We start from the raw sequence: 23,402 nt of genomic DNA on the forward strand, positions 1-23,402 counted from the left end.
CATGGTAAATGCGAACGAAACGCGCACAGATTCATCGTCGAGCAGAAGGGTGTCATCATGAGCAGCCGGGCGGTCGCCATTCGTCCCACTTTACGCGAGTCGGTAAAACGCGGTGCCGTGCGAAGCAGTGCGCTGGGCGGGGCGATCGCCCTGATTATTTTTGCGCTGTTGCTGGCGGCGTCGCTTATCACTTACCGGCCGAGCGATCCGTCCATGAATACGGCTGCGGGCGGACCAGCGCGGAACCTGGTTGGTGCGCCTGGTGCATGGGTGTCGGATTTCCTGCTTGGACTGCTTGGTCCCGCAATAATCCTGTTGCTGCCGGTTATTGTCGTGACGGCAATCCGCCTGTGGCGCGACGTGCCCGTTAGTGGCTGGCGTCGGCGCATGGCGGGATCGAGTCTTGGCATCGCCATAATTGCAATTGCACTTTCGCTGTTTCGCGATGGCGCAATGACCGGACTTCCTGCAGGGCTTGGCGGCGTGATAGGCCTGACGGGGAGTAGTGCGATACAGTGGGCCAGCGCGCTTGTGGGCAATCCCGGGATAGCCGAAGTAATTTCCTGGACAGTGATGGCCATATTCGCAGTTGTCGGGATCGTCGTTTGGGCAAAAAGCCTCGATCTCGACCAAGCGGAGCGGGCATTCCTATTCAGGCGACGCGAACGTGCGCGCCTCGAGCCAAAACCCGCAGTTCCCCCGGTACCGAACCGCATCACTGAATCGACACCCCGGATTACCGCTCCTTTGGAGGACCGTCCTCGCCCCGTTATTGCCGACCGTGCGCCCGCCGCATCACGGGCCAAGGGCGAGAAAGAACGTCAGTCGAGCCTGGCGCTGAGGGACAAGTACACCCTCCCGACGCTCGATCTGCTGACCCCACCGCCACCATCCGGCGGGCCTGTCATCGACAAGGCCGGACTCGAGCGTAATGCGCGTCTGCTGGAAAGCGTTCTAGAAGACTTTCACGTCAAGGGATCGATCGTCGAGGTTCGTCCCGGTCCGGTTGTCACCATGTACGAACTTGAACCGGCCGCCGGGATAAAAGCCAGTCGGGTGATCCAGTTGGCCGACGACATTGCGCGAAACATGTCGGCCCTATCGGCGCGCGTCGCAACCATACCGGGCCGTAGCGTGATTGGTATCGAACTGCCGAACGCCCGGCGTGAGTCGGTTGTGCTGCACGAACTGGTTGCAAGTCAGGCGTTCGAGGACCAATCGGCACAGCTGCCGATCATCCTGGGCAAGAACATCGCCGGAGATCCGGTGATCGCAGATCTTGCGCCAATGCCGCATCTGCTGGTCGCGGGCACGACCGGTTCGGGCAAGTCGGTTGGACTGAACGCGATGATCGTGTCGCTGCTGTATCGCCTGACGCCTGACCAGTGCCGGATGATCATGATCGATCCCAAAATGCTTGAGTTATCGAGCTACGAAGATATTCCGCACCTCCTTTCACCAGTTGTAACCGAACCCGCGAAGGCAATCCGCGCCTTGAAATGGGCGGTCGAGCAGATGGAGGAACGCTACCGTATGATGGCGTCGGTCGGCGTTCGTGGACTTGCCAGCTTCAATGACAAGGTGCGTGCTGCCAAGGCCAAAGGCACCCGTCTGGGGCGCCGCGTGCAGACGGGCTATGACGCTGAGACCGGTCAGCCACTGTATGAAGAGGAAGCACTCGATTTCGAAGTGCTGCCGCAGATCGTTGTGATCGTCGACGAGTTAGCCGACCTGATGATGACGGCGGGCAAAGAAGTTGAATTCCTCATTCAGCGCCTCGCGCAAAAGGCGCGCGCGGCCGGCATCCACCTGATCATGGCGACCCAGCGACCATCGGTCGATGTCATCACCGGCGTTATCAAGGCAAATCTTCCCACGCGCATCAGTTTCCAAGTTACGTCGAAAATAGATTCGCGCACGATTCTGGGAGAACAGGGTGCCGAACAGCTGCTTGGCAAGGGCGACATGCTCTACATGCCGGGCGGCAAGCAGATCGTCCGCGTCCACGGCCCCTTCGTCAGCGACGAGGAAGTGAAGGCGGTTGCCGATCACTGGCGCGCGCAGGGACGGCCGGATTATATTCAGGCAGTCACCGAGGAGCCTGAGGATGGCGGATACACACTGGACGGTGCGCCCTCCGGCGAAGACAGCCCCGAGGATCAAGCGTATCGGAAGGCGCGGCAACTCGTCGCCGAATCGCAAAAGGCATCGACGAGTTGGCTGCAGCGGCAACTACGCGTTGGCTACAACAGTGCTGCCCGTCTAATCGAACGTATGGAAACCGACGGGTTGGTGAGTCGCCCCGACCATGTTGGACGTCGCGAAGTCCTAATGGATACCGACGGCAGGCCACTTTAGCGGCTTGGTTCAGAACGGGTTAAAGCGACCCGCTGCAAACTTGCCAACGAATTTATGGAGATTGAGCGTGATGTATCGCCTGTTCGTGCCCTTTGCGCTTTTTGCTTCCGCTGCGGGCGCACAAGTCACGCTGCCCGCGGTAAACCCCGATCTGACTGCCGTTTCAGCGCACCTGAAAGCCGTTCAAACCATGACGGCGGACTTTGCGCAAACGGATCGCAGCGGAAAAGTCCTGACCGGCCAGCTTACGCTTAAACGACCAGGCAAAATCCGATTCCAATATCAGGCGGGAGTACCGATCCTGATTGTAGGAGATGGAAAGTCGCTGACTTTTATCGACTATTCGGTAAAGCAGGTATCACGCTGGCCGATTGGAAATTCTCCACTTGGAGTGCTGCTCGACCCGTCCAAGGATCTTACCCGGTTTGCGCGTATACTCGATACCGGTGACAATCGTATCGTGCTGGCTGAGGCGCGTGACCCCCGACATCCTGAATACGGTGCCATAACCTTGGCGTTTGCGCGCGAGCCCGGAGCGCCTGGCGGGATGCGTTTGCAGGGTTGGGTTACACTCGATTCACAAAATAATCGAACCTCTGTGCGCCTTAGCAATCAACGCTTTAACATACCGGTGAGCGACGGAGCGTTCGCGTGGCGCGATCCGCGCCCGATAGGGCCCCGTCAGTAGCGGGGGCGTTCATATTCGCGACAGGTATTGGCCAGTAGAACGACCGGGCAGCCATCAAGCGTCGAATTGCCGGGATTTCCCCTGTTGACCGTCACTTCGCCTTTGTGGCTCGCCTGCGTGACGAACGCCGGTCGACCCTCGCTCCACGCCCCCGGAGCGGGGGTCTTTCATTGTTCCGGCATCATCTCCTGAGCAGAGTTTCGGCTATGGCGCGGGGCCTCCTCCGTCGCTACATCGCCCTTATGAATAAAACGCTCAAGATCGCGTCCTGGAACATCAATTCGGTCCGTTTCAGGATCGGGATCGTCGAGCAATTCCTCCGGCAAGAGTCGCCAGACATCCTGTGCCTGCAGGAGACTAAGGCGATGAATGCGGCCTTTCCAACTCAGGTTTTTCGCGAAGTTGGTTTCGTGCACCAGATGCTCAACGGCCAGCAAATGCATCATGGGGTCGCCATCCTATCGCGGATTCCTTTGGTCGAAGATGACCGCCTCGATTGGCAGGCCAACGGCGAGGCGCGGCATGTTGGCGCCAGGCTGCCGAACGGGGTGCGGCTTGAGAATGTTTACGTTCCAGCGGGCGGCGACATCCCCGATCGCGAACTCAACCCCAAATTCGGCCAGAAACTCGATTTTTTCGAAAGAATGACGCGTTGGTCCGAGACGCTGGTGGGCCCGACGCTGCTGGTAGGGGATTTCAATGTCGCACCGCTCGAAAGCGATGTCTGGGGGCACAAACAGCTGCTTGACACGGTCAGTCATACGCCGATCGAAGTTGAGACGCTGGGCCGCCTCCAGAAGGCCGGCGGCTGGGTTGATCTCGGGCGCCAATTCGTGCCTGCTCCCGCGCGCCTGCACACCTGGTGGAGTTATCGTGCGAAGGACTGGGCAGCCTCGGATCGTGGACGCCGCCTCGACCATATGTGGGCCACGCCCGATCTGGCTGAAAAAGCCGTTGCGCACAGCGTCCACGAGCCTTGTCGTAGCTGGGAAAAACCGTCCGATCACGTCCCGCTGGTCACTGAGTTTGCATTCTGACCGCCGCCCCTGCAGACCCTCGTGCGGCAGCCCGGGCAATTGACGCGCTTCGCCGTGGCTGGGTCGTCGCGATCAACCAAACGCGCGTGTTGGCGATCGAGACGGCGGATGATCAGCGACTTGCCGCTTTCGACCCGGAAACGCACGCAGACATCCTGCTCGCCGGCTCGCGCGCTGCCACGCTAAAGTTGACGAACCAGCGTGATGCTGCCGACCCCGATCGTCCGGTTACCGTGGCACGGGTTGCTTGGCTGGATCTGCCCGCGGCGCGCGCGCTTGCCGATCCCGCCACCGATCTGGCACACCCACTACAAGGACCGTTTCGCGCTGTCGAAACGAATGACCCCAAAGCGGCTGCGGCGGCCCTCGAGCTGGCGCGCCTTGCGGGTATTCTGCCGGCGTTCTTCATTGCGACGCAGGGCGATACGGATACGACCGTCACCTTGGCCGATATCGCTGCCTATGACTCTTCTGACCGTCTGGAGATCGTAGCGCGAGCACGGTTGCCGGTAGAGGCGTGTGAGTCGGCCGAGATCGTCGCATTTCGCAGTCCAGAGACAACGTCCGAGCATGTCGCGCTCATCCTTGGCAAACCCGACGGCACAACGCCGCTGGTGAGGTTGCATAGCGAGTGCCTGACCGGAGATGTGCTGAGTTCGTTAAAATGCGATTGCGGTCCGCAACTTCATGCCGCACTTGCCGAAATCGCAGCAAGTGGCTGGGGAATCCTGTTGTATCTGCGGCAGGAAGGACGCGGCATCGGGCTGATCAACAAGCTGCGCGCCTATGAGCTACAAGACCAGGGTTTTGATACCGTGGACGCAAACCTGCGACTGGGTTTTGCGATAGACGCTCGCGATTTCGGCGTCGCTGGCCGGATGCTTTCACTGCTTGGCCAGTCCTGCATTCGCCTATTGACCAACAACCCAGCGAAGGTAGCAGGGCTGGCAGCATCGGGTATTACCGTAGTCGAGCGCGTGAGCCACAGCGTGCCGCCAAACCCGCACAATGAGAAATACTTGGCGACCAAGCGCGACCGCACGGGTCACCAACTCTAGAATATCAAGCGTCTGACGTCGTGGAAATCACTGGCGATGGCGTCCACCCCGATCGCGCGGAGCCGGTCTGCATGGTCGGCCGAACAATGACTTCCCCCGCAAAATCCGATGACATGCGCTCGCGACGCCACTGCGGCCGTGGCGCCCACTGGTGAGTCTTCGAGTATGACCGAGCGAATAACCTCGACGCCGAGCGCCGCTGCTGCGTGAAGGTAGATATCCGGCGCGGGCTTGCCATGCGTCACATGCTCGCGGCCCGAAAAAATCATATCCCCGAAAATGTCGCTGATGCCGAGATGTTCTAGATGACGGACGATCCACGCGCTCGAACTGGAGGAGGCGATGGCTTTGGGGAAGCCGGTTGGAAGCGAGCGGACAAAAGCGACTGCTCCGGCAACCTCCTCAATCCCCTCACGCATCACCCGCGCATCTTCCGCAGCGCGCGCGTTCTGGAATTCCGTAGACATGGGGCGACCGGTCCAGCGTTCGATCGCAGCGATAAAATCTTGCCCTGCGAGTCCCATGAAGTGCGCCATCGATTCTGCCGGCGTCGTTGGGTGCCCTGCGCCCGTAAGATATTCGGCGATCTGCTTGTTTCCCGCATATTCGCTTTCCAGCAGGACGCCGTCGAAATCAAAGATGATGGCATCAAATTTCATGTCCGAGCGCCGAACAATGCCGTGCCGACGCGAACGTGAGTCGCGCCGATCTTCACGGCGCTTTCGAAATCACCCGACATGCCCATGCTCAACCCGGGAAAGTCATGGTCGCGTGCAAGCTTTCCCAACAAGGCAAACCAGGGCGCAGGTTCCAAATCGACGGGCGGAACGCACATCAGGCCAATGACAGGGAGATCCGCTTCGCGCGCTTCGGTCAGCAAGCCCGGAAGATCGGCCACGGTGCACCCTCCTTTGTGCGCTTCCTCAGCCAGGTTAACCTGCACAAAGCACTTGGGCCTCTTGCCAGACTTGTCCATCGCCCGCGCAAGTGCCGTGACCAACGAGTGGCGGTCTACCGAATGGATGAAGTGCGCAATTTCAACGGCGTCCTCAGCCTTGTTCGATTGCAACTGGCCAACGAGGTGAAGTTTGATGTCCTTGTTGAATTCAATTAGCGCTGGCCACTTTTCCTGCGCCTCCTGCACCCGATTTTCACCAAAATGGCGTTGGCCTGCCGTGATGAGCGGCTGTATTTCCTTGATGGTCCGCGTTTTGGAAACGGCGATAAGGGTCACATCCTCGCTATTTCGGTTCCCGAACGTCGCGGAGCGTGCGATGCGATTGCCAACGTCGATAAGGTTGGAAGCAGCTTCTTCAGTCATGGCGCTGCGCTATAGAGGGGGCCATGCGACACCGCCACCCGCTCCCACGAATCTGGTTGATGACCGACGAACGCATCAACGATATGACGGCTGCGATAGCGTTATTGCCGCGTCGGTCAGGCATTGTCTTTCGTCATCATAGCCTGGAACCACTAGCGCGCCGGACCTTGTTCGATCAGGTTCTGAAGCTGGCAAGACGCAGTAATCATGTTTTGCTCCTGTCAGGTACACCGCAACAAGCTCGACAATGGGGGGCTGCTGGCGCGCACAATCGGTCGCGCCTGATCTCACAAGGAATTCGCACCGCCCCGGTCCATAATGGTCGCGAGTGCGTCGCCGCACTTCATGCGGGAGCGGACTTGATTTTCGTCTCGCCTGTTTTTGCCACACGTTCGCATCCGAGCCAGTCTCCCCTGGGGCGAGTTCGATTGGCGATTGTGTCAGGTCCCGTCCGCTCGCGCACAATTGCGCTCGGCGGGATGAGTGCAACACAGGCCAGAACCCTGTCTGCCTTGCGACTATTCGGCTGGGCGGCAATCGACGCTTTCAACCCGTGTTAAAACTTAAAGGCAGTTCCGATATACACCGCTTGGCTGTCACGACGGTCGTCGGTTAGCTCAAGACGGTCGCGTTCGGGCGCGCGATATCGAACGCCCGCCGTCAAGTCGAGATTGCGACTGAGGCGAAACGAGCCGCCAAGATCGAGGGAATAGGCTGCCATGCCGCTGCTAAGCGCCCGTGGCGTCCCGGTAATAGGGTGTTCGTTACCAACAGCAAGTCGCGTGGTCCAACTTTGCGCATTGTAGCTGACACCAATGTCCGCACTTTCGCGGCCACCCATCAGACCAAGATCCACCTTTGCCACGTCGCTGGACACGGCAAACCGTTTCCAACCGACGGCGACACCCAGGTTATAGGCAACTGGCGCTATGCTGGACGAAGGGGCGCCGACGAGGGCAAAACGCTCGCCGCCCGGCACACCCAAATTGGTTCCAGCCCGGACGGCAACGGTTACCGATCGATTGAGGCGGATGCTGGCGCTAGTGCTGGCCGGTGTGAAGCGGAAACCGCTGCCCGAGAGACCACCACGTGCAAGCACGGCAGCCAGCCGAGCGTCGCTGCTGGCGGGCGTGAAAGAACCCAGGCCATTGCGCGTAGTCAAAAGGACCTTGGGCTTTACCGCGCGCAAATCGTTGGATGCGCCAAGAGCTGGCGACAATGCGAGGGCCAGAGCGACGAGCGCGCCTCCTGAAAACCCCAACGTCCAACCCCGCCTACGCACGACTCAGCAATCCCTTTGTTCCATGTCGCTACATAGAGGGCTTGACCCCTTCTACCAACGGGTCCGGCCGTATTTATCCATACTGTGACTTTAAACGCACAGATTGCGAAGCAGGGGAACGCCCGTCGCTTGCGGGAGGCGTGAAGCCGGTATAACGCACCACTATCCGTCTGAACAACTTTATACCAAGGATTTTCATGGCCCGCCGCTCGTCCATCGCGTTCGTCATTGCCATCGTTTCGCTCACTGCGGCATGTGGGGGGCACAAGTCGCGTCCCAGGGCCGAGCTGGCGCCATCGCAGGTAACGACGATCGGTATCAATTCATACTTGTGGCGCGCCGCGCTCGACACGGTTTCGTTCATGCCGCTCCTACAGACCGATTCCAACGGTGGCGTCATCGTAACCGATTGGTATGTGAACCCCAGCGCGCCCGGTGATCGCATGAAGTTAACCGTGACTATTCTCGACCGTGACCTGCGTGCTGATGCAGTGCGCGTTGCCGCTTCTCGCCAGATACTGACAGCGGGGCAGTGGGTTGATGCTCCGGTACAGGCTGCCACCGTCCAGAAGCTTGAAGACATTATCCTAACCAAGGCGCGCGACCTGAGACGCAACGCCGTTTCCGGCTGATCGAACAGTGAGTTCATCGACCGGAAATCCGTCACCGGGAAGTTCGCGTTTTAATCCGCTAAAGGCGGACTCGCGCTGGCAAGCGGTCTGGGAAAAGCAGGAGACATTTGTTGTCCCTGCCGGTGTTGCGGCCACCGATGACGTGGTCAAACGCGCTTATGTACTTGAGATGTTTCCCTATCCATCCGGGCGCATTCATATGGGCCACGTTCGGAATTATGCGATGGGCGACGTCGTCGCGCGCTACAAGCGGATGACCGGCCATATGGTGCTCCATCCTATGGGATGGGATGCGTTTGGAATGCCCGCCGAAAATGCGGCGATGGAAAAGAAAGTTCACCCGGGGGCTTGGACGCGCGCCAACATCGCCACGATGCGTACGCAGTTGAAACGTTTGGGTCTGTCGATCGATTGGACGCGCGAGCTGGCGACTTGCGAGCCTGATTATTACGGGCATGAGCAGGCTTTGTTTCTCGATCTATACAAAGCCGGGCTGGTTTATCGTCGCGAGTCCTCCGTAAACTGGGACCCTGTCGACATGACAGTGCTGGCCAACGAACAGGTCATCGACGGGCGGGGTTGGCGGTCGGGTGCGCTGGTCGAAAAGCGGAAGCTGAACCAGTGGTTTCTGCGGATAACAGATTTCGCCGAAGAGTTGCTGGATGGGCTCGACACACTGGAGCTTTGGCCAGATAAAGTTCGCCTGATGCAGGAAAACTGGATCGGAAAGTCCCGGGGACTGAAGGCAAGCTTTGCGTTGACTGACGGGTCGCAGGATATCGACGTTTTCACCACGCGGCCCGACACAATTTTCGGAGCCAGCTTTATCGCCGTCGCGCTTGAGCACCCATTGGCCGTTCAACTCGCAGAAAATCGCTATGCCTTGCAGCAATTTATCGAGGAATGCCGCCTTGGTGGAACGACTGCGGCCGAAATAGAAACTGCTGAAAAACTCGGCTTTGATACCGGGCTCAGTGTTGTTCATCCGCTTGATCCGGCACGAACGCTACCGGTATTTGTCGCTAATTTCGTGTTGATGGATTATGGCACTGGCGCAGTCATGGGTGTCCCGGCCCATGACCAACGCGATCTCGAATTTGCCCGTAAATATGATCTTCCGGTTGCTCGCGTAGTAGCCGATGGCAAGATGACGGACTCTGTGTTCAAGGGAACCGACGCTTTTACCGGTCTTGGCACAATGGTAAATTCTGGCTTTCTGGACGGCATGTCCATTGACGACGCGAAAGCGGAAATCGTTACACGCGCTGAGCGTCAGGGCTGGGGCGAAGGCCAGACGCAATATCGCTTGCGAGACTGGGGGGTTTCCCGGCAGCGATATTGGGGCACTCCAATCCCTATCATTCACTGTAGCTTCTGCGGTGTATTGCCCGTTCCACGCAGCCAGTTACCGGTCGTGCTGCCAGAGGACGTCAGTTTCGATATCCCTGGCAATCCGCTTGATCGCCATCCCACCTGGAAAAATGTTCCGTGCCCGAATTGCAATGAACCTGCGCGGCGAGAGACCGACACGCTCGACACGTTCGTAGATTCTTCGTGGTATTTCATCCGTTTCGCAAGTCAGCCAAAGGACCAGCCCTTCAATCACGCGGAGGCCGAACAATGGCTTCCGGTGGGCCAGTATATTGGTGGCGTAGAACATGCGATTCTTCATCTGCTTTACGCTCGTTTCTGGACACGGGCGCTAAAGCACATCGGGCGGCTTAATGTTGCGGAGCCTTTCGAGGGCTTGTTTACCCAAGGAATGGTTACTCACGAGACTTACAAGGATGGGGACGGAAAGTGGCTGGCCCCCGACGAGGTCAGCAATGGCAAGGTGATCGCGACGGGCACACCCATCACTCCTGGTCGCATTGAAAAGATGTCAAAATCGAAGAAGAACACTGTCGATCCCGGGCCAATTCTCGACAGTTACGGTGCCGATGCCGTGCGCTGGTTCATGCTGTCCGACAGCCCGCCCGAACGTGATCTTGAGTGGAGCGAGTCCGGCATTGAGGGAAGCTGGCGTTTCGTTCAACGTTTGTGGCGCTTGTTCGAGAGCGAGAAGGGCAATCAGGGGAGTGACAAGACGGTCGACCGCGCCCTGCATCGCGCGATCGCTGGGGTCGCAACTGACATCGACGCGCTTCAATTCAACAAGGCGGTGGCCAAAATCTATGAATTGACGAATGCCTTGGAAAAAGCCGCCCCTTCGGCATCGCGCGACAATGCGATCGTGAAGCTCACCAATTTGATTGCCCCTATGCTGCCACACCTTGCCGAGGAAGCGTGGGAAAAGACAGGCGGCAAGGGCCTAGTCGCTGATAAGCTTTGGCCAATTGTCGATTCATCGCTGCTTGTAGATGATGAAGTTACCATTGCTATTCAGGTTAATGGCAAGCTGCGCGACACGATTGTCGTGACCAAGGGAACATCGCGTGAAACGCTTGAAGGCCTAACGTTGACGTCCGATAAGATAATTAAGTTTCTTGCTGGAACCATTCCTAAAAAGGTTATCGTTGTGCCAGATCGTCTCGTGAACATTGTAGCATGAAGCGATTTCTAGCCATTGCGGCGTTGGCTTCGCTATCGGGCTGTGGGCTTCACCCACTGTACGCGGGCGGATCGAAAGGTGCAGTCTCACAAGCGCTTTCGGGAATTTCCGTATCCCTAATCGATGGCAAGGCCGGCTGGTTGATGCGCAATGCTCTCAACGACCGAATGTCGGCATCGGGGCCTGCCCGTTACCGGCTCGATGTCACGCTTGACGACAAAATCGAGGGATTTGGCGTTCGTCGCGACGACGCGATCACGCGTGAAAGGCGCACCTTGCGCGCCCGTTTCCAACTGGTCGATGTAAGCAAGGGCACGGTGCTGCTGGATGCGACAGCGGGTTCGGATGCCGGCATCGATGCTGTCTCTTCCGAATATGCTACGATTGCTGCAGAGGACACGGCGCTGGAAAACTTGACCCAGACTGTTTCCGATCAAATCGTAGCCCGCCTTGCCCTATACGCACAACGGTCCGGAGCCCAATGACGAAACATCGGGTACGATGAAAGTCAAAGAATCTCAAATATCGCGTGCGCTCGACAATCCTGACGGCGCGATCCGCCTTTACCTGCTATATGGTCCCGATGATTCAGGATCGCGTGCGCTAGCGGCACGACTTGACCGAGCAATGGGTTCCGATGCCGAACGGATCGATCTGGCAGGCGCCACCCTTAAAGAAGATCCGGCTCTTCTTGCTGACGAGGCCGCGTCAATCTCTCTTTTCGGGGGGAAACGTTATATCAGAGTGACGGGCGGTGACGATTGCACGACGGCCGTGCAGGTGTTGCTAGAGACTGCCACGACAGGTGATCCCGTCGTGTTGGTAGCAGGCGCCTTAAAGCCATCCTCAACTCTTCTGAAGCTGGCCTTGGCCGACGCGCGCGTGCTTGGCTATGCCAGCTACAAACCAGAGGGCAGCACCGCCGATGAGTTGGCTATCACATTAGGCCGCAGCTATGGCTTGCGTCTGTCCAAATCAGCAGCGCAACAGTTGGCTACAAACTGCCTCGTTGACCGCGCAATTATGGCGCGCGAGCTGGAAAAGATCGCCCTATATCTTGATGCCGCCCCGGACCGGCCCCGTGATGCCGACGTCGAAGTGCTCGACATGATCGGAGCGGGCCTGGACGAAGCCGATACGGGGCTGCTGGTTGACGCGGTGCTCAGCGGTAAACTCCCGGCGCTCGCGGCAGAACTAGCTGCGATGACCGATGGAACGGCGGGACCAATACCGATGCTTCGCGGCCTTTCTCGTAGGTTGCTAATGCTAGCCGGCATGCGCAGCGAAGTTGATCGGGGGAACAGTGTTGGCAGCGTGTTGGGCGCGGCCGGAAAGTCCATTTTCTATAAGGAAAGGGACGCCGTGGCGAACCAATTGAGCAAGTGGACTTCGCCCCGCCTTCGAATCGCGGCGGGGCGAGTGTTTTCGATCGAACAGTCGCTTAAAAAACCAAAATGTGCTGGCGAAGTGTTGGCGGCTGATGAATTCATCGCGATCTCCCGCGTGGCAGAACGCTTAAGCTAAATCCTCTCGCCGCTAAGACGCTGGCAAATCATATCAAGTTGATCCAGCGTCGCGTAATGCAGGGCGACACTACCGCCATTCCCCGCATGCGTAATACCGACCTTTAACCCCAGCAAGTCCCCCAGTTGCCGTTCCAACATGACAAGATCTTCGTCTTTCTTTGGACCCGTCATCGATTTATATTCCAGACCTGCAGGCTTTTTGGCCCGCTTCGCCAGTTTTTCGACATCACGGACCGATAGTCCCTTTTCAACTATTTGATCGGCAAGGTCTTTGGCGTTTTCGACACCGAGCAACGCTCGTGCATGGCCCATCTGTAAGCGCCCCTCGGCTAACATGATCCTGACCGGAGGAGGCAATTCGAGCAGCCGCATGAGATTCGCAATATGGCTACGCGATTTATGGACGATCTTGCCAAGAGACTCTTGGCTATGACCAAATTCGCGTGTCAGGCGAGCGTAGGCCTCTCCTTCTTCAATAGCATTAAGCTCCTCCCGCTGGATATTTTCGATTAGCGCCACTTCGAGAACCGTGCCGTCATCGTAATCTTTTATGATGGCCGGTATCTGGTGAAGCTGTGCGCGTTGAGCCGCTCTCCAGCGACGTTCGCCGGCGACAATCTGAAACTTGTTCCCTATCGACCTGACGACAATGGGCTGAAGTACGCCGCGTAGAGCGATCGATGCTGAAAGTTCGGCAAGTGCGGCATCGTCGAAGTGGCGGCGCGGCTGACCTGGATGTGGAGAAATGTCTGCAATGGCAATCTCCCTCACGCCATTGTCTGCGCTGCCCGGTTCGCGTGCGGCCTCGCCCAACAAGGCCGAAAGCCCGCGCCCAAGCCCCGGTGCTTTACGGCGTAGTGGGAGTGGCTCGACGCTCATGCGGCAACCTTGCTAGCCATTGGCAAGCGGGCCATGAGTTCGCGAGCAAGACCCATATAAGCTTCTGATCCTGAACATTTTATGTCATAGATCAGAGCGGGTAAACCGTGGCTCGGCGCTTCCGATAACCGAACATTGCGCGGTATCACAGTTTTAAAAACTACTTGGCCAAGGCAAGCTCTAACGTCTTCTGCGACCTGCTCGCTTAACCGGTTGCGCCGATCATACATGGTTAGGGCCACGCCTAGAATCGATAGACTTGGGTTGAACTTAGCGCGAATTCTCTCAACGGTTGAGAGCAGTTGCGACAAGCCTTCAAGAGCAAAGAATTCGCATTGCAACGGCACCAATAGCGACTGTGCAGCAACCATGGCGTTGATCGTCAGCATTCCCAAAGACGGGGGGCAATCGATCAACGCGATATCCCATTTCCTCGATGGCGACGCGTCGAAGGCCTCAGCCAAGCGGTGTGTCCGGTTTTCATATTGCACGAGTTCTACCTCCGCGCCCGAAAGATCAGCGGTCGAAGGTACGATATCGAGGCGAGGAACTCTGGTGGAAATCACGGCTTCGGCCAGTGAACAATCCCCAGTGAGCAGTTCATAGCTGGTGCGAATACGTTCCGACTGGGTAATGCCCAAGCCTGTAGATGCGTTTCCCTGCGGGTCCAAGTCGACCAGCAAAACCCGCCAGCCCATGGCCGCAAGGGCAGTGGCGACATTTATCGCAGTCGTGGTTTTGCCAACCCCCCCTTTTTGATTAGCCACCGCAAGACAGATCATAAGAGCCCCCGCCGGGAGATATTGTTCGCCACGATGATCGAGCTTGTCGGATCTGTCATGCTTGGTTCCAGTCGGAACTTACCGTGCCACGTATGTTTGGCGGACGCCAGTTCTTCTGCCGCCGTACGCCCCTTTGGAAGTATCCAAAGGGTGGCCGCAGACGAAAATCCGTGGGCCAAAGACAATGTCTTTTCTAAAGGGGCAAAGGCACGAGCTGAAATGGTAGCCGCCGGAAAGGGCTTGACGCGCTCAATGTTAGCGCCTTCGACACACACATTGGTCAGGCCAAGCGAGCGCACCACTCTATTCAAAAACTCATATCTTAGTCGACGCTCCTCTACGAGAACGACGTTTTCGATCCCACACGCTGCTATCACAAGACCAGGGAAGCCTGCGCCAGTGCCGAGGTCGAGCCAGGGCCCGACGACTGAAAACTTTAATAGCTGAAGAGAGTCGACGATATGACGGTTCCAGATGTCACTTAGGGTTCGCCTCGATATTAGGTTTTGCTTGATGGATTCCGCAGCAACCTGATCAACCAGCCCAACCAACAACGCAAATGTTTCACGTGAAACATCCACTCCTGCAGCACGGCACAGTTCAGCTCGCTCCATCAAACCATCAACCGAGATCGGGATGCGATCAATATTGTTACGAGTGCAGCAGGCGTAATGCCTCTTATCCGGCGTGCTTCCCCAATCGTATTTGGTCGACTCGCCTCCAGCCTCTCACGCATCTCCGTTGAAAGCCCTGCAAGCGCGCCATAGTCAAAATCAGGCGGGATGTTCGCGAGTTCAGCCTTTGATACAGACTTCATTTCTGCCAATTGGCGCGCCACATAAGGGGCATAAGCAATATCCTCGAAGACTTCTTCTAGCACCGTGTCACTAGGACCTGAAGGAGTGAACTCGTTGTGGAATCTATCATAAGACCATCCTTCCTTTCGCACACGGTCCCCGGTGGTTCCCAAACCTTCGACGCGGCCCACATAGTCGTTCACTTGTCTCAGTGTTGCTTTTCTGACGCTCCACCATTTGGATCGCTCTGGCCCAATGCACCCGACTGCAATCCCTTTGTCGGTCAATCGAGTCGCGGCATTGTCAGCGCGCAATTGAAGACGGTATTCTGCGCGAGCGGTAAGCATGCGATAGGGTTCTGTGACTCCCTGAAGCACTAAGTCATCAACCATGACGCCGATATAACTCGACGACCTGTCCAGCAAAAAGGGTTCCCTGTTCAAGGCATGAAGCGCTGCGTTCAATCCCGCTAGCAAGCCCTGAGCAGCAGCTTCTTCATAACCAGTAGTGCCATTCAACTGGCCCGCAAAAAAAAGCCCATCAATTGCCCTGAGGCCAAGGCGGTGATCCAAAACCCTGGGGTCTAAATAGTCGTATTCCACGGCGTATCCAGGCTCAATAATCTTCACATTCTTAAGGCCGTCGATAGTCTGTAGCATGCGAAGTTGAGTTTCGAATCCCAATGAGGTGGACAGACCGTTTGGATAGATCAGTCTCGTATTCAAGCCTTCAGGCTCAAGGAAAACTTGATGCCCCGTCCTGTCACCAAATCGAACAATCTTATCCTCGATCGACGGGCAATATCGCGGTCCCTGCCCCTTGATAGCTCCGTTAAATAACGGTGACTCACTCACAGCATTGCGGACGATATCGTGTGTTTCGGCGTTGGTTCTAGTCACAGCGCAAAACAACTGGGGCAACGAACGCCGCTCTAGGGGCGACATTGACCAGTTCATCCCATCTGAGGGCTGTTTTACCAACTGGCTCCAATTAATCGTTGCACCATCGAGACGAGGGGGTGTTCCCGTCTTCAAGCGGCCCATCGGAAAACCAAGGGCTATCAATTGCTCTCCTAACAAGCTTGCCGACCGCTCACCTACTCGGCCGCCAGCCTCCCGCTCGTCGCCTCTGAACATCCTCGCTCGGAGAAATGTCCCCGTGGCGAGAAGCACGGCAGGGGCTGAGAGCGTGTCACCGTCTTCTAACGAAACGCCAGTGATCTTGTGACCTTCGATAATAAGCGCTCTGACCACTCCCTCAACAACGGTAAGATTGTCGAATTCCGCCAGAAAGCCCTGCACGCTGGATCGGAAGCAACGCCGATCAGCCTGAACCCTTGGCCCCTGCACCGCTTTGCCTTTTGACAGATTGAGCATTCGATAGTGGATTGCTGACCGATCGGCGGCACGACCAATGATCCCATCCAGAGCATCCACTTCCCTGACGAGATGTCCTTTCCCCAAACCTCCTATCGCCGGGTTACAAGACATCATTCCGACTGACTTTTTTGTGAAAGTGACGAGGGCTACTGTCACACCCAGTCGGGCGGCAGCCGCCGCTGCTTCAACACCAGCGTGACCTCCACCGACAACAATCACTTCAAAGCTATTCATATCCTGCCGTTAGAACGTGCTTCCAAAATGTCAAAAATGTTCCACGTGAAACATTATTTGCCGATGCAAAAAGCGCCAAACAACACATCAAGCAACGCCTCGGAATCATTGCCGCCAGTCATTTCGCCCAGCGAACGACGCGATAAGCGCAGATGTTCTGCAATAATGAGTTCGTCTTTTTCATGCTCAATAAGTCCAAGCGGGCAAAGCATCCTACGCAAAATCTCACGGTGACGGTCGTTCAGTGCTACCGCGTCGAGAGGTGGCAGCAACGATCGCGCGATAGCTTTCACTTCTGCCATCAACAAATCCATTCCTGCCCCTGTGGATGCGGAAATCGACATTCCGGAAGTGGCAGTTTCAATGTCAGATTTCGCGGAAACGTTGACTATGGGGACCAAGGTGTCTCCCTGCCAGCCTCCTAACGCGAGGATTATGTCCACGGTGTTGATCTGCGCAATTGCCCGCGCAATTCCGATCTTTTCAATTGAATCAAGGCTATCTGCGCGAATTCCAGCAGTGTCGATGAAAGTAAACAATATACCATCAACATTTACGGACCCCTCGATCACATCCCGGGTTGTGCCAGGCGTGGCAGACACGATCGCGGCATCTCGATCGAGCAGTCGATTGAACAGGGTAGACTTCCCGGCATTGGGTGGCCCCAGTATCGCAACCCGAATTCCGCCGAAAAGTCGTTCGGCCGGAGGTTGCTCCAGCTTCTGCGAAATGTCAGCGATCAACACTGCTGCGCCATCCTGGATTTCCTTTCGAAAGTTTCCCTCGACGTCATCCTCATCGCTAAAATCAATCGCAGCTTCGGCTAGGGCGGAAAGTCTCAGCAGGTCGTTCCCCCATGACTGCGCGAGCCGCGTAAGCGACCCACCAATCTGTGCAACGGCATTACGTCGCTGTGCCTCGGTTTCGGCACCGAGCAGATCGCCTAGGCCTTCAGCTTCTGCTAAATCAATCGCGCCGTTTTCAAACGCCTGCCTCGTGAACTCGCCCGGTTCAGCCGGTCGTAATCCTGATTGTTTGCTAAGCGTCTCGAGTACGATCGCAACGACCGCTCTTCCACCATGGAGGTGGAGTTCGACGACGTCGTTGCCAGTCACGCTGATTGATCGAGGAAACCAAAGCACCAGAGCATGGTCGAGTGTGAGGCCTATGTCTGGGTCTCTCAATCGTGCCATTGTGGCGAGACGGGGCGCAGGAGGTTGCTTGCCGGTCAAACCGGTCAAAACAGCCAATGCTTCAGGACCACTTATCCTGATGATAGCAATGCCGGCAGGCGGTGAACCACTTGAAAGTGCGTAAATTGTCTTCCGGTGAGTCATTTAATCAACGCTTTGCGGGTCCGGTTACCTGTTCGAGCAACTGCTGCCACACTTTCATGCCCGTCTCACCCACCGGCCCCCAGTTCTTCATGAGGGACTCTATCGTCTCAGACGACATCCCATTTTTCATCGCGTCCTGCATCTGGGCGATATAGGCATCATGCACTGGCGTCAGATCGGGTAACCCCATAAAGCGCCGCGCTTCTTCGGGTGTACATTCGACTTCGACATTGACTTTCATGAGGTGATCCTGTTGCCTGCGCTGGGCTTATGATAGCCACCGATCAAGCTACATGACCATAGGTCAAAGACCAAACAACCGGCGGGTCAGCGGCGAAACGTCATGCCACCCCTCAACGATCATGCCTGAAGCCACATACAATATTGCCACCAAACCAATATAGGCAATCCAGTGGTAACGTGCGATCAGGCGAGCAATGAGATTTGCAGCGAGGCCGGTCAACGTGACGGAAAGCGCAAGACCGATAAACAACACCGTAGGATGTTCGCGCGCCGCGCCTGCCACAGCCAGCACATTGTCAAGACTCATTGACAGATCTGCGATCGCAATCTGGATCGCTGCCTGCGCAAACGTTTTTGACCGCAGGGGACCCTCGATCGCAACCGTATCGGGATCATCCGCTATCACCGAAGCCAGAGCCGGATGAAGTTCCCTCCACATTTTCCAAGCTACCCACACCAGAAGCAGCCCTCCGGCAAGCAAAAGGCCGGTTATTTGGAGCAACTGGGTCGCGATCAGGGCAAAACCGATAAGACAAACCATTGCCATGCTAACGCCAAACGCCAATACTCGTTTGCGTTCGTTAGCGGGCAACCCTGACGCCAATGTGCCCATGACGACAACATTGTCGCCAGCCAATGTTAGATCCATTAGGATGACCTGGCCCAAGGTCGCGAGCCCAGCAGTCGTAAAAACGTCGGCTAGATCAAGTGTCATCGTTTTTAGAATTCACGTCACGAAGCTTATGAGTTCATGCTGTCGAAGAAATCTTCGTTAGTCTTAGAATCCTTCATTTTGTCGAGCAGGAATTCCATCGCATCGATAGTCCCCATTTGCATAAGAATACGACGAAGCACCCACATTTTCGACAGCTTGTCCTTAGCAACAAGCAATTCTTCTTTCCGCGTACCCGATTTTCCTACATCCAGTGCGGGGAAGACGCGCTTGTCAGCGACCTTTCGATCGAGGACAATCTCGGAATTGCCTGTACCCTTAAATTCCTCGAAAATGACTTCATCCATCCGGCTGCCGGTATCGATCAGCGCGGTCGCAATAATAGAGAGCGAACCGCCTTCCTCGATATTGCGCGCGGCACCGAAAAAACGTTTCGGACGCTGCAAGGCGTTGGCATCGACGCCACCTGTTAACACCTTGCCCGAGCTGGGTACGACAGTGTTGTAGGCACGTCCAAGACGCGTAATCGAGTCGAGCAAAATGACGACGTCCTTCTTGTGCTCAACCAAGCGCTTAGCCTTTTCGATAACCATTTCGGCGACCTGAACATGCCGCTGGGCTGGCTCATCGAACGTCGATGATATGACTTCACCTTTTACTGAACGCTGCATGTCGGTGACTTCTTCGGGTCGCTCGTCAACAAGCAGAACAATCAGGAAAACTTCTGGATGGTTATCGGTGATCGCTTTGGCTATATTCTGTAGAAGTACGGTCTTGCCGACCCGGGGCGGCGCCACGATCAGGGCGCGCTGCCCCTTGCCTTGCGGTGAAATGATATCGATCACCCGCGCCGACTTATCTTTGACGGTCGGATCAAGCGTGTCGAGGTTCAGTTTTTCATCGGGATAAAGCGGTGTCAGATTGTCGAAATTGACACGGTGGCGGACCACCTCTGGATCATCGAAATTGACCGCTGTCAGCTTGGTGAGTGCAAAATAACGTTCGCCGTCCTTTGGACCGCGAATTTCACCCTCCACCGTGTCCCCAGTCCGCAACCCATGTTTGCGCACCTGATTGGGTGAAATGTAAATGTCATCTGGACCTGCCAGATAATTAGCTTCTGGACTGCGCAGAAATCCAAAACCATCCTGCAAAACTTCCAGCGTACCGATGCCCATGACCTGTTCACCATTGTCGGCCTGGACTTTCAGAATGGCGAACAGCAAATCCTGCTTGCGAAGCGTCGAGGCGCTCTCCACATCAAGCGACTCTGCCATTTCCACCAGTTCGGCAGGCTTTTTTTTCTTTAAATCTTTCAAATGCATAATATGACTTTCGGGAATTTATTCGGTCATTGATGCCGAAGCAGCGAACCAAGGACTGGTGCTGGCAGCGCGAACCGAGCGGTTGCGTTGCTGTCGCAAGTAAGCTTGGCGCCCACCTTAGTCAATCGTCTCAAAATGGCTTGATGATGACCAGGAACACAATGACCACGACGGTGATTCCCGGCACTTCGTTCAGCAGCCGCAAGGCGTTGCCACTCAGAAGACGCTGGCCCCTTGCCAATGTACGATGATAACCAACCAGCCAGCCGTGGTAGCCGGACAGACCGATTACAAACAGAAATTTGAGCTGAAACCACTGTTGGAACGCCGCACCACTGCTGACCAGCAAGGCAAGTCCACACGCCCAGACGGCGATCATTGCCGGATTGAGGATAATTGAGATCAACTTGTGTTCGCGACTTACCCAGATCGCGTTTTCCGGTGATTCTGGGTCGGCTTCCTGATGGTAAACAAGATAACGCGGTAACATGAATAACCCGGCCATCCAGAAAATCACAAAGATGACATGCGCGGCTTTTACCCAAAGATAAGCACCACCCAGAAAACCGATCATCCCTGCAATCGCTCCAAAACGCGCTCGACATGGGCTATCGGCGTATCTGGCAGAATACCGTGGCCCAAGTTGAAAATATGGGGCCGCCCGGCAAAGGCCGCAAGGATCGCGTCAACCTCTCGGTCCAAAGCCTCGCCACCGGCAATCAGGGCAAGTGGATCGAGATTGCCCTGGACGGGCAATTCCGGTGGCAAGCTTCGGTGCGCCCATACCGGATCGACCGTTTCGTCGATGCCGATCGCGTCGACCCCGGTGCCGATCGCATAGGCTGCCAGCTTTCCACCCGCGCCTTTGGGGAAACCAATGATAGGCGTTTCCGGATGAAGAGCGCGCACCTCATCAACTATGCGCCGGTTGGGGGCGATCACCCAGCGATCAAACTGGGCGGGTGACAAGCTGCCAGCCCAGCTGTCGAACAATTGCACTGCTTCGACACCAGCCCGAATCTGGCCTGAGAGGTAAGTCACAGTTGTTCGGATTATCATGTCAATTATCGCGCCAAATGCTGCCGGATCACGATAGGCAAGCCGTCGCGCCTCTGCCTGATCGCGACTGCCCCGTCCGGCCACCATGTACGTTGCGACCGTCCAGGGGCTGCCGGCAAACCCAAGGAAAGTCGTTTCCGGAGGTAGGGCGGCACTTACCCGTCTAACGGTCTCGTAGATAGGTTGCAGAAGCTCTGGCGCGCCTATGAGTGCACTGATGTCGGTCTCAGCCAGCCTTGGCGCAAGACGCGGACCCTCGCCTTCCTCAAACCACAGATCCTGCCCAATCGCATGAGGAACTACCAATATGTCCGAAAACAATATGGCACCGTCAAATCCGAAGCGACGAATTGGCTGCAACGTCACCTCTGCTGCGCACTCCGGATCATAGGCAAGATCCAGAAATCCACCCTTTCTAGCCCGGAGCTCGCGATATTCGGGAAGGTAGCGGCCAGCTTGACGCATCAGCCAGATCGGTGGCCGATCGTGTCGAATACCATTGAGTACTTCAAGCAATCGCTTGGTCGGTTTTTCGTATCCAGACAGGGCGTCTTATCCTTTAAGGTATTAGATATTAATAGATTGAAGCAGATGTAGAGACGTGTTTCCCGGGACTTATCGTCTCCGGGCAACTCTGCCAACAGTTCGTGCTGCAATCGACTCACGGAGAGTCAGCGATTCCCTCATTCGATACCCGTAATCCACAGGATACTGGTTAGAACAGGTGGCTGTGGAGGAATTTGGGGGCGCAAATTCAGAATGGAGCCCTAACTCCGGAGGGAAGCTCATCAACTGATCTGCCCTAGCCAAACTCCATAGGGTTATGCACAGGGTGTGGCATGACCCGCCTCCACCTCCATCTGGTTTCCGATTCAACCGGTGAAACGTTGGAGACGATGGCAAAGGCGGCATTAGCCCAATTCGATGGCGTCGAAGTGCTCAAACATTTCTGGCCGATGGCGCGCAGTGAAGGCCATATTGAGCGTGTACTCGGTGAAATCGCGCTCTCGCCCGGCCTGGTGATGTATACGTTGGTCAACCGCGATCTTCGCCGCAAATTTGAAAATGGATGCCATGCACTGGGGTTGCCAGCGGTTGCTCCCCTCGACGCGGTCAGCAATGCGCTGTCGAATTTGCTGGGACAGGCGGCAAGCGCGCGCCCTGGTCGCCAGCACGTCCTCGACGCTGCCTATTTTGCACGGGTGGACGCCATTCAATTCACGATTGCCCATGATGACGGGATCAACTGGGAGAATTGGGAAGAAGCCGATATTCTGTTGGTTGGTGTGTCTCGGACTTCTAAAACTCCGACCTCGATCTATCTCGCCAATCGCGGGTTTAAAACGGCCAATTTACCCCTCGTCATCGAATCACCCCCGCCCGGGGTTCTGTTCACCGTGAAAAATCCCCTGATAGTTGGCCTGATCACCAGCGCCGAACGCCTTATCCAGATCAGACGAAATAGATTGCTGTCTCTGAACCAGGCTCCCGAGACCGACTATGTTGACGAGCAAGCCGTGGCGCGAGAGATAGCGTTTGCGCGGCGAATATTTGCCGATAACGAATGGCCGGTGATCGACATGACTCGACGATCGATCGAAGAAGCAGCAGCAGCCATCATCGCGCTGGTTGGCGAACGTCGGTGAGGTCATGACGCTAGTCCTTGCTTCGATGAGCGCTGCTCGGCGCGGGATGCTGGCGGCTGCCGGAGTACCATTCGAGGCTGTGGCGTCGGGCGTGGATGAGAACAGCGTGAAGGCTTCGCTGAAGGCCGATGGGGTCGATGCGCGCGACCTCGCTGATGCCTTGGCCGAATTAAAAGCGCTTAGGATTTCAAGGCGCAGGCCAGGGGATATCGTTTTAGGCTGCGACCAGACGCTGTCGCTTGATGATGGCACGATGCTCGACAAGCCAGGTCGCCTGCTTTCTGAGCAATTGCACTTGCTTTCCGGCAAGACGCATACCCTCTACAGCGCCGTCGTCGCAGTTGAAAACGGCACCCCAATCTGGCGTAATCTCCAGAAGGCCAAATTAACGATGCGTCGCCTCAGCGACACTTTCATTGCCGACTATGTCGAACAAGAGGGGGAGCAGGTGCGTGATTGTGTGGGTGGCTACCGCATCGAGGGTTTGGGCGCGCAGCTGTTTACCAAAATCGAAGGCAGCCATTTCGTTATTCTCGGACTCCCTTTGCTCTCTTTGCTCGACTGGCTCCGGCTCCGCGGCATCATGGCGTCATGA

General features: G+C 56.5%; 24 protein-coding genes. 11 read left to right on the plus strand and 13 right to left on the minus strand.

The annotated features are described in order from the left end of the window. The first annotated feature begins 57 nt into the window (after positions 1-57). The 4 genes from Q0R02_RS03175 to ribA all read left to right on the plus strand — a co-directional run bounded on the left by Q0R02_RS03175 (position 58) and on the right by ribA (position 5,141). Positions 58-2,358: a DNA translocase FtsK gene (locus Q0R02_RS03175; protein ID WP_293880778.1), complete on the plus strand. Its 2,301-nt coding sequence runs from the start codon at positions 58-60 to the stop codon at positions 2,356-2,358. Between the two features lie 70 nt (positions 2,359-2,428). Continuing rightward, the gene (locus tag Q0R02_RS03180) at positions 2,429-3,046 is read left to right on the plus strand and encodes an outer membrane lipoprotein carrier protein LolA (protein WP_293880780.1); all 618 of its coding nucleotides are present in this window, start codon (positions 2,429-2,431) and stop codon (positions 3,044-3,046) included. A 242-nt stretch (positions 3,047-3,288) separates the two neighbouring features. Further along, positions 3,289-4,083: an exodeoxyribonuclease III gene (locus tag Q0R02_RS03185; RefSeq protein ID WP_293880874.1), complete on the plus strand. Its 795-nt coding sequence runs from the start codon at positions 3,289-3,291 to the stop codon at positions 4,081-4,083. Then, on the plus strand, positions 4,080-5,141 hold the full coding sequence (ribA, locus tag Q0R02_RS03190; RefSeq protein ID WP_293880876.1) for a GTP cyclohydrolase II: 1,062 nt from the start codon (positions 4,080-4,082) through the stop codon (positions 5,139-5,141). Before Q0R02_RS03185 ends, ribA begins: the two co-directional genes overlap by 4 nt. On the opposite strand, the gene Q0R02_RS03195 is transcribed toward ribA, so the two are convergent. Further along, positions 5,138-5,800, minus strand: coding sequence for an HAD family phosphatase (locus Q0R02_RS03195; RefSeq protein WP_293880782.1), 663 nt, complete (start codon positions 5,798-5,800; stop codon positions 5,138-5,140). The genes ribA and Q0R02_RS03195 overlap by 4 nt on opposite strands. Further along, on the minus strand, positions 5,797-6,462 hold the full coding sequence (locus Q0R02_RS03200) for a YggS family pyridoxal phosphate-dependent enzyme (RefSeq protein WP_293880784.1): 666 nt from the start codon (positions 6,460-6,462) through the stop codon (positions 5,797-5,799). The genes Q0R02_RS03195 and Q0R02_RS03200 overlap by 4 nt, the downstream gene beginning before the upstream one ends. Before the next feature lie 59 nt (positions 6,463-6,521). Between Q0R02_RS03200 and Q0R02_RS03205 the strand changes: the two genes are divergently transcribed. Further along, complete coding sequence (locus tag Q0R02_RS03205) at positions 6,522-7,022, plus strand: thiamine phosphate synthase (RefSeq protein WP_293880786.1); 501 nt, start codon at positions 6,522-6,524, stop codon at positions 7,020-7,022. Here Q0R02_RS03205 and Q0R02_RS03210 read toward each other — a convergent pair. Next, positions 7,019-7,744 carry a hypothetical protein gene (locus Q0R02_RS03210; protein ID WP_293880788.1) on the minus strand — a complete coding sequence of 242 codons (726 nt, stop codon included), beginning with the start codon at positions 7,742-7,744 and terminating at the stop codon, positions 7,019-7,021. The genes Q0R02_RS03205 and Q0R02_RS03210 overlap by 4 nt on opposite strands. Positions 7,745-7,941: 197 nt before the next feature. Between Q0R02_RS03210 and Q0R02_RS03215 the strand changes: the two genes are divergently transcribed. Genes Q0R02_RS03215 through Q0R02_RS03230 form a run of 4 tightly spaced genes read left to right on the plus strand, consistent with a single transcriptional unit; the run spans position 7,942 to position 12,451 of the window. Further along, positions 7,942-8,376: a DUF3576 domain-containing protein gene (locus Q0R02_RS03215; RefSeq protein ID WP_293880790.1), complete on the plus strand. Its 435-nt coding sequence runs from the start codon at positions 7,942-7,944 to the stop codon at positions 8,374-8,376. 7 nt (positions 8,377-8,383) lie between these two features. Continuing rightward, positions 8,384-10,927, plus strand: a complete 2,544-nt coding sequence (gene leuS, locus Q0R02_RS03220) for a leucine--tRNA ligase (protein WP_293880792.1) — start codon at positions 8,384-8,386, stop codon at positions 10,925-10,927. Beyond that, complete coding sequence (lptE, locus tag Q0R02_RS03225; RefSeq protein WP_293880794.1) at positions 10,924-11,412, plus strand: LPS assembly lipoprotein LptE; 489 nt, start codon at positions 10,924-10,926, stop codon at positions 11,410-11,412. The genes leuS and lptE overlap by 4 nt, the downstream gene beginning before the upstream one ends. Continuing rightward, entirely contained in the window at positions 11,378-12,451 is a 1,074-nt protein-coding gene (locus Q0R02_RS03230; RefSeq protein WP_293880796.1) for a DNA polymerase III subunit delta, read from the plus strand. The genes lptE and Q0R02_RS03230 overlap by 35 nt, the downstream gene beginning before the upstream one ends. Here Q0R02_RS03230 and Q0R02_RS03235 read toward each other — a convergent pair. The 10 genes from Q0R02_RS03235 to hemE all read right to left on the minus strand — a co-directional run bounded on the left by Q0R02_RS03235 (position 12,448) and on the right by hemE (position 21,707). Continuing rightward, positions 12,448-13,332 (minus strand): ParB/RepB/Spo0J family partition protein, encoded by an 885-nt coding sequence (locus tag Q0R02_RS03235; protein ID WP_293880798.1) that lies wholly within the window; start codon positions 13,330-13,332, stop codon positions 12,448-12,450. The genes Q0R02_RS03230 and Q0R02_RS03235 overlap by 4 nt on opposite strands. After that, positions 13,329-14,114: a ParA family protein gene (locus tag Q0R02_RS03240; RefSeq protein WP_293880800.1), complete on the minus strand. Its 786-nt coding sequence runs from the start codon at positions 14,112-14,114 to the stop codon at positions 13,329-13,331. Before Q0R02_RS03240 ends, Q0R02_RS03235 begins: the two co-directional genes overlap by 4 nt. Further along, entirely contained in the window at positions 14,111-14,728 is a 618-nt protein-coding gene (locus Q0R02_RS03245) for an RsmG family class I SAM-dependent methyltransferase (RefSeq protein ID WP_293880802.1), read from the minus strand. Before Q0R02_RS03245 ends, Q0R02_RS03240 begins: the two co-directional genes overlap by 4 nt. Then, positions 14,728-16,524 (minus strand): tRNA uridine-5-carboxymethylaminomethyl(34) synthesis enzyme MnmG, encoded by a 1,797-nt coding sequence (mnmG, locus tag Q0R02_RS03250; protein WP_293880804.1) that lies wholly within the window; start codon positions 16,522-16,524, stop codon positions 14,728-14,730. The genes Q0R02_RS03245 and mnmG overlap by 1 nt, the downstream gene beginning before the upstream one ends. A gap of 53 nt (positions 16,525-16,577) precedes the next feature. After that, complete coding sequence (gene mnmE, locus Q0R02_RS03255) at positions 16,578-17,861, minus strand: tRNA uridine-5-carboxymethylaminomethyl(34) synthesis GTPase MnmE (protein ID WP_293880806.1); 1,284 nt, start codon at positions 17,859-17,861, stop codon at positions 16,578-16,580. A 4-nt stretch (positions 17,862-17,865) separates the two neighbouring features. Next, entirely contained in the window at positions 17,866-18,102 is a 237-nt protein-coding gene (locus tag Q0R02_RS03260; protein ID WP_293880808.1) for a DUF6489 family protein, read from the minus strand. A gap of 63 nt (positions 18,103-18,165) precedes the next feature. After that, positions 18,166-18,771: a YjbE family putative metal transport protein gene (locus tag Q0R02_RS03265; RefSeq protein ID WP_293880810.1), complete on the minus strand. Its 606-nt coding sequence runs from the start codon at positions 18,769-18,771 to the stop codon at positions 18,166-18,168. Positions 18,772-18,845: 74 nt separating this feature from the next. Beyond that, complete coding sequence (gene rho / locus Q0R02_RS03270) at positions 18,846-20,102, minus strand: transcription termination factor Rho (protein ID WP_293880812.1); 1,257 nt, start codon at positions 20,100-20,102, stop codon at positions 18,846-18,848. A 130-nt stretch (positions 20,103-20,232) separates the two neighbouring features. Beyond that, positions 20,233-20,673 carry a CopD family protein gene (locus Q0R02_RS03275; RefSeq protein WP_293880878.1) on the minus strand — a complete coding sequence of 147 codons (441 nt, stop codon included), beginning with the start codon at positions 20,671-20,673 and terminating at the stop codon, positions 20,233-20,235. Further along, positions 20,673-21,707: a uroporphyrinogen decarboxylase gene (gene hemE, locus Q0R02_RS03280; protein WP_293880880.1), complete on the minus strand. Its 1,035-nt coding sequence runs from the start codon at positions 21,705-21,707 to the stop codon at positions 20,673-20,675. The genes Q0R02_RS03275 and hemE overlap by 1 nt, the downstream gene beginning before the upstream one ends. 293 nt (positions 21,708-22,000) lie before the next feature. On the opposite strand from hemE, the gene Q0R02_RS03285 reads away from it, so the two are divergent. Together Q0R02_RS03285 and Q0R02_RS03290 are read left to right on the plus strand one after the other, a co-directional pair. Continuing rightward, positions 22,001-22,807, plus strand: coding sequence for a pyruvate, water dikinase regulatory protein (locus Q0R02_RS03285; RefSeq protein ID WP_293880814.1), 807 nt, complete (start codon positions 22,001-22,003; stop codon positions 22,805-22,807). A gap of 4 nt (positions 22,808-22,811) precedes the next feature. Next, entirely contained in the window at positions 22,812-23,402 is a 591-nt protein-coding gene (locus Q0R02_RS03290) for a nucleoside triphosphate pyrophosphatase (RefSeq protein ID WP_293880816.1), read from the plus strand.

It is taken from the genome of Sphingomonas sp., from assembly GCF_025353885.1.
Taxonomy (GTDB): Bacteria; Pseudomonadota; Alphaproteobacteria; order Sphingomonadales; family Sphingomonadaceae; genus Sphingomonas_O.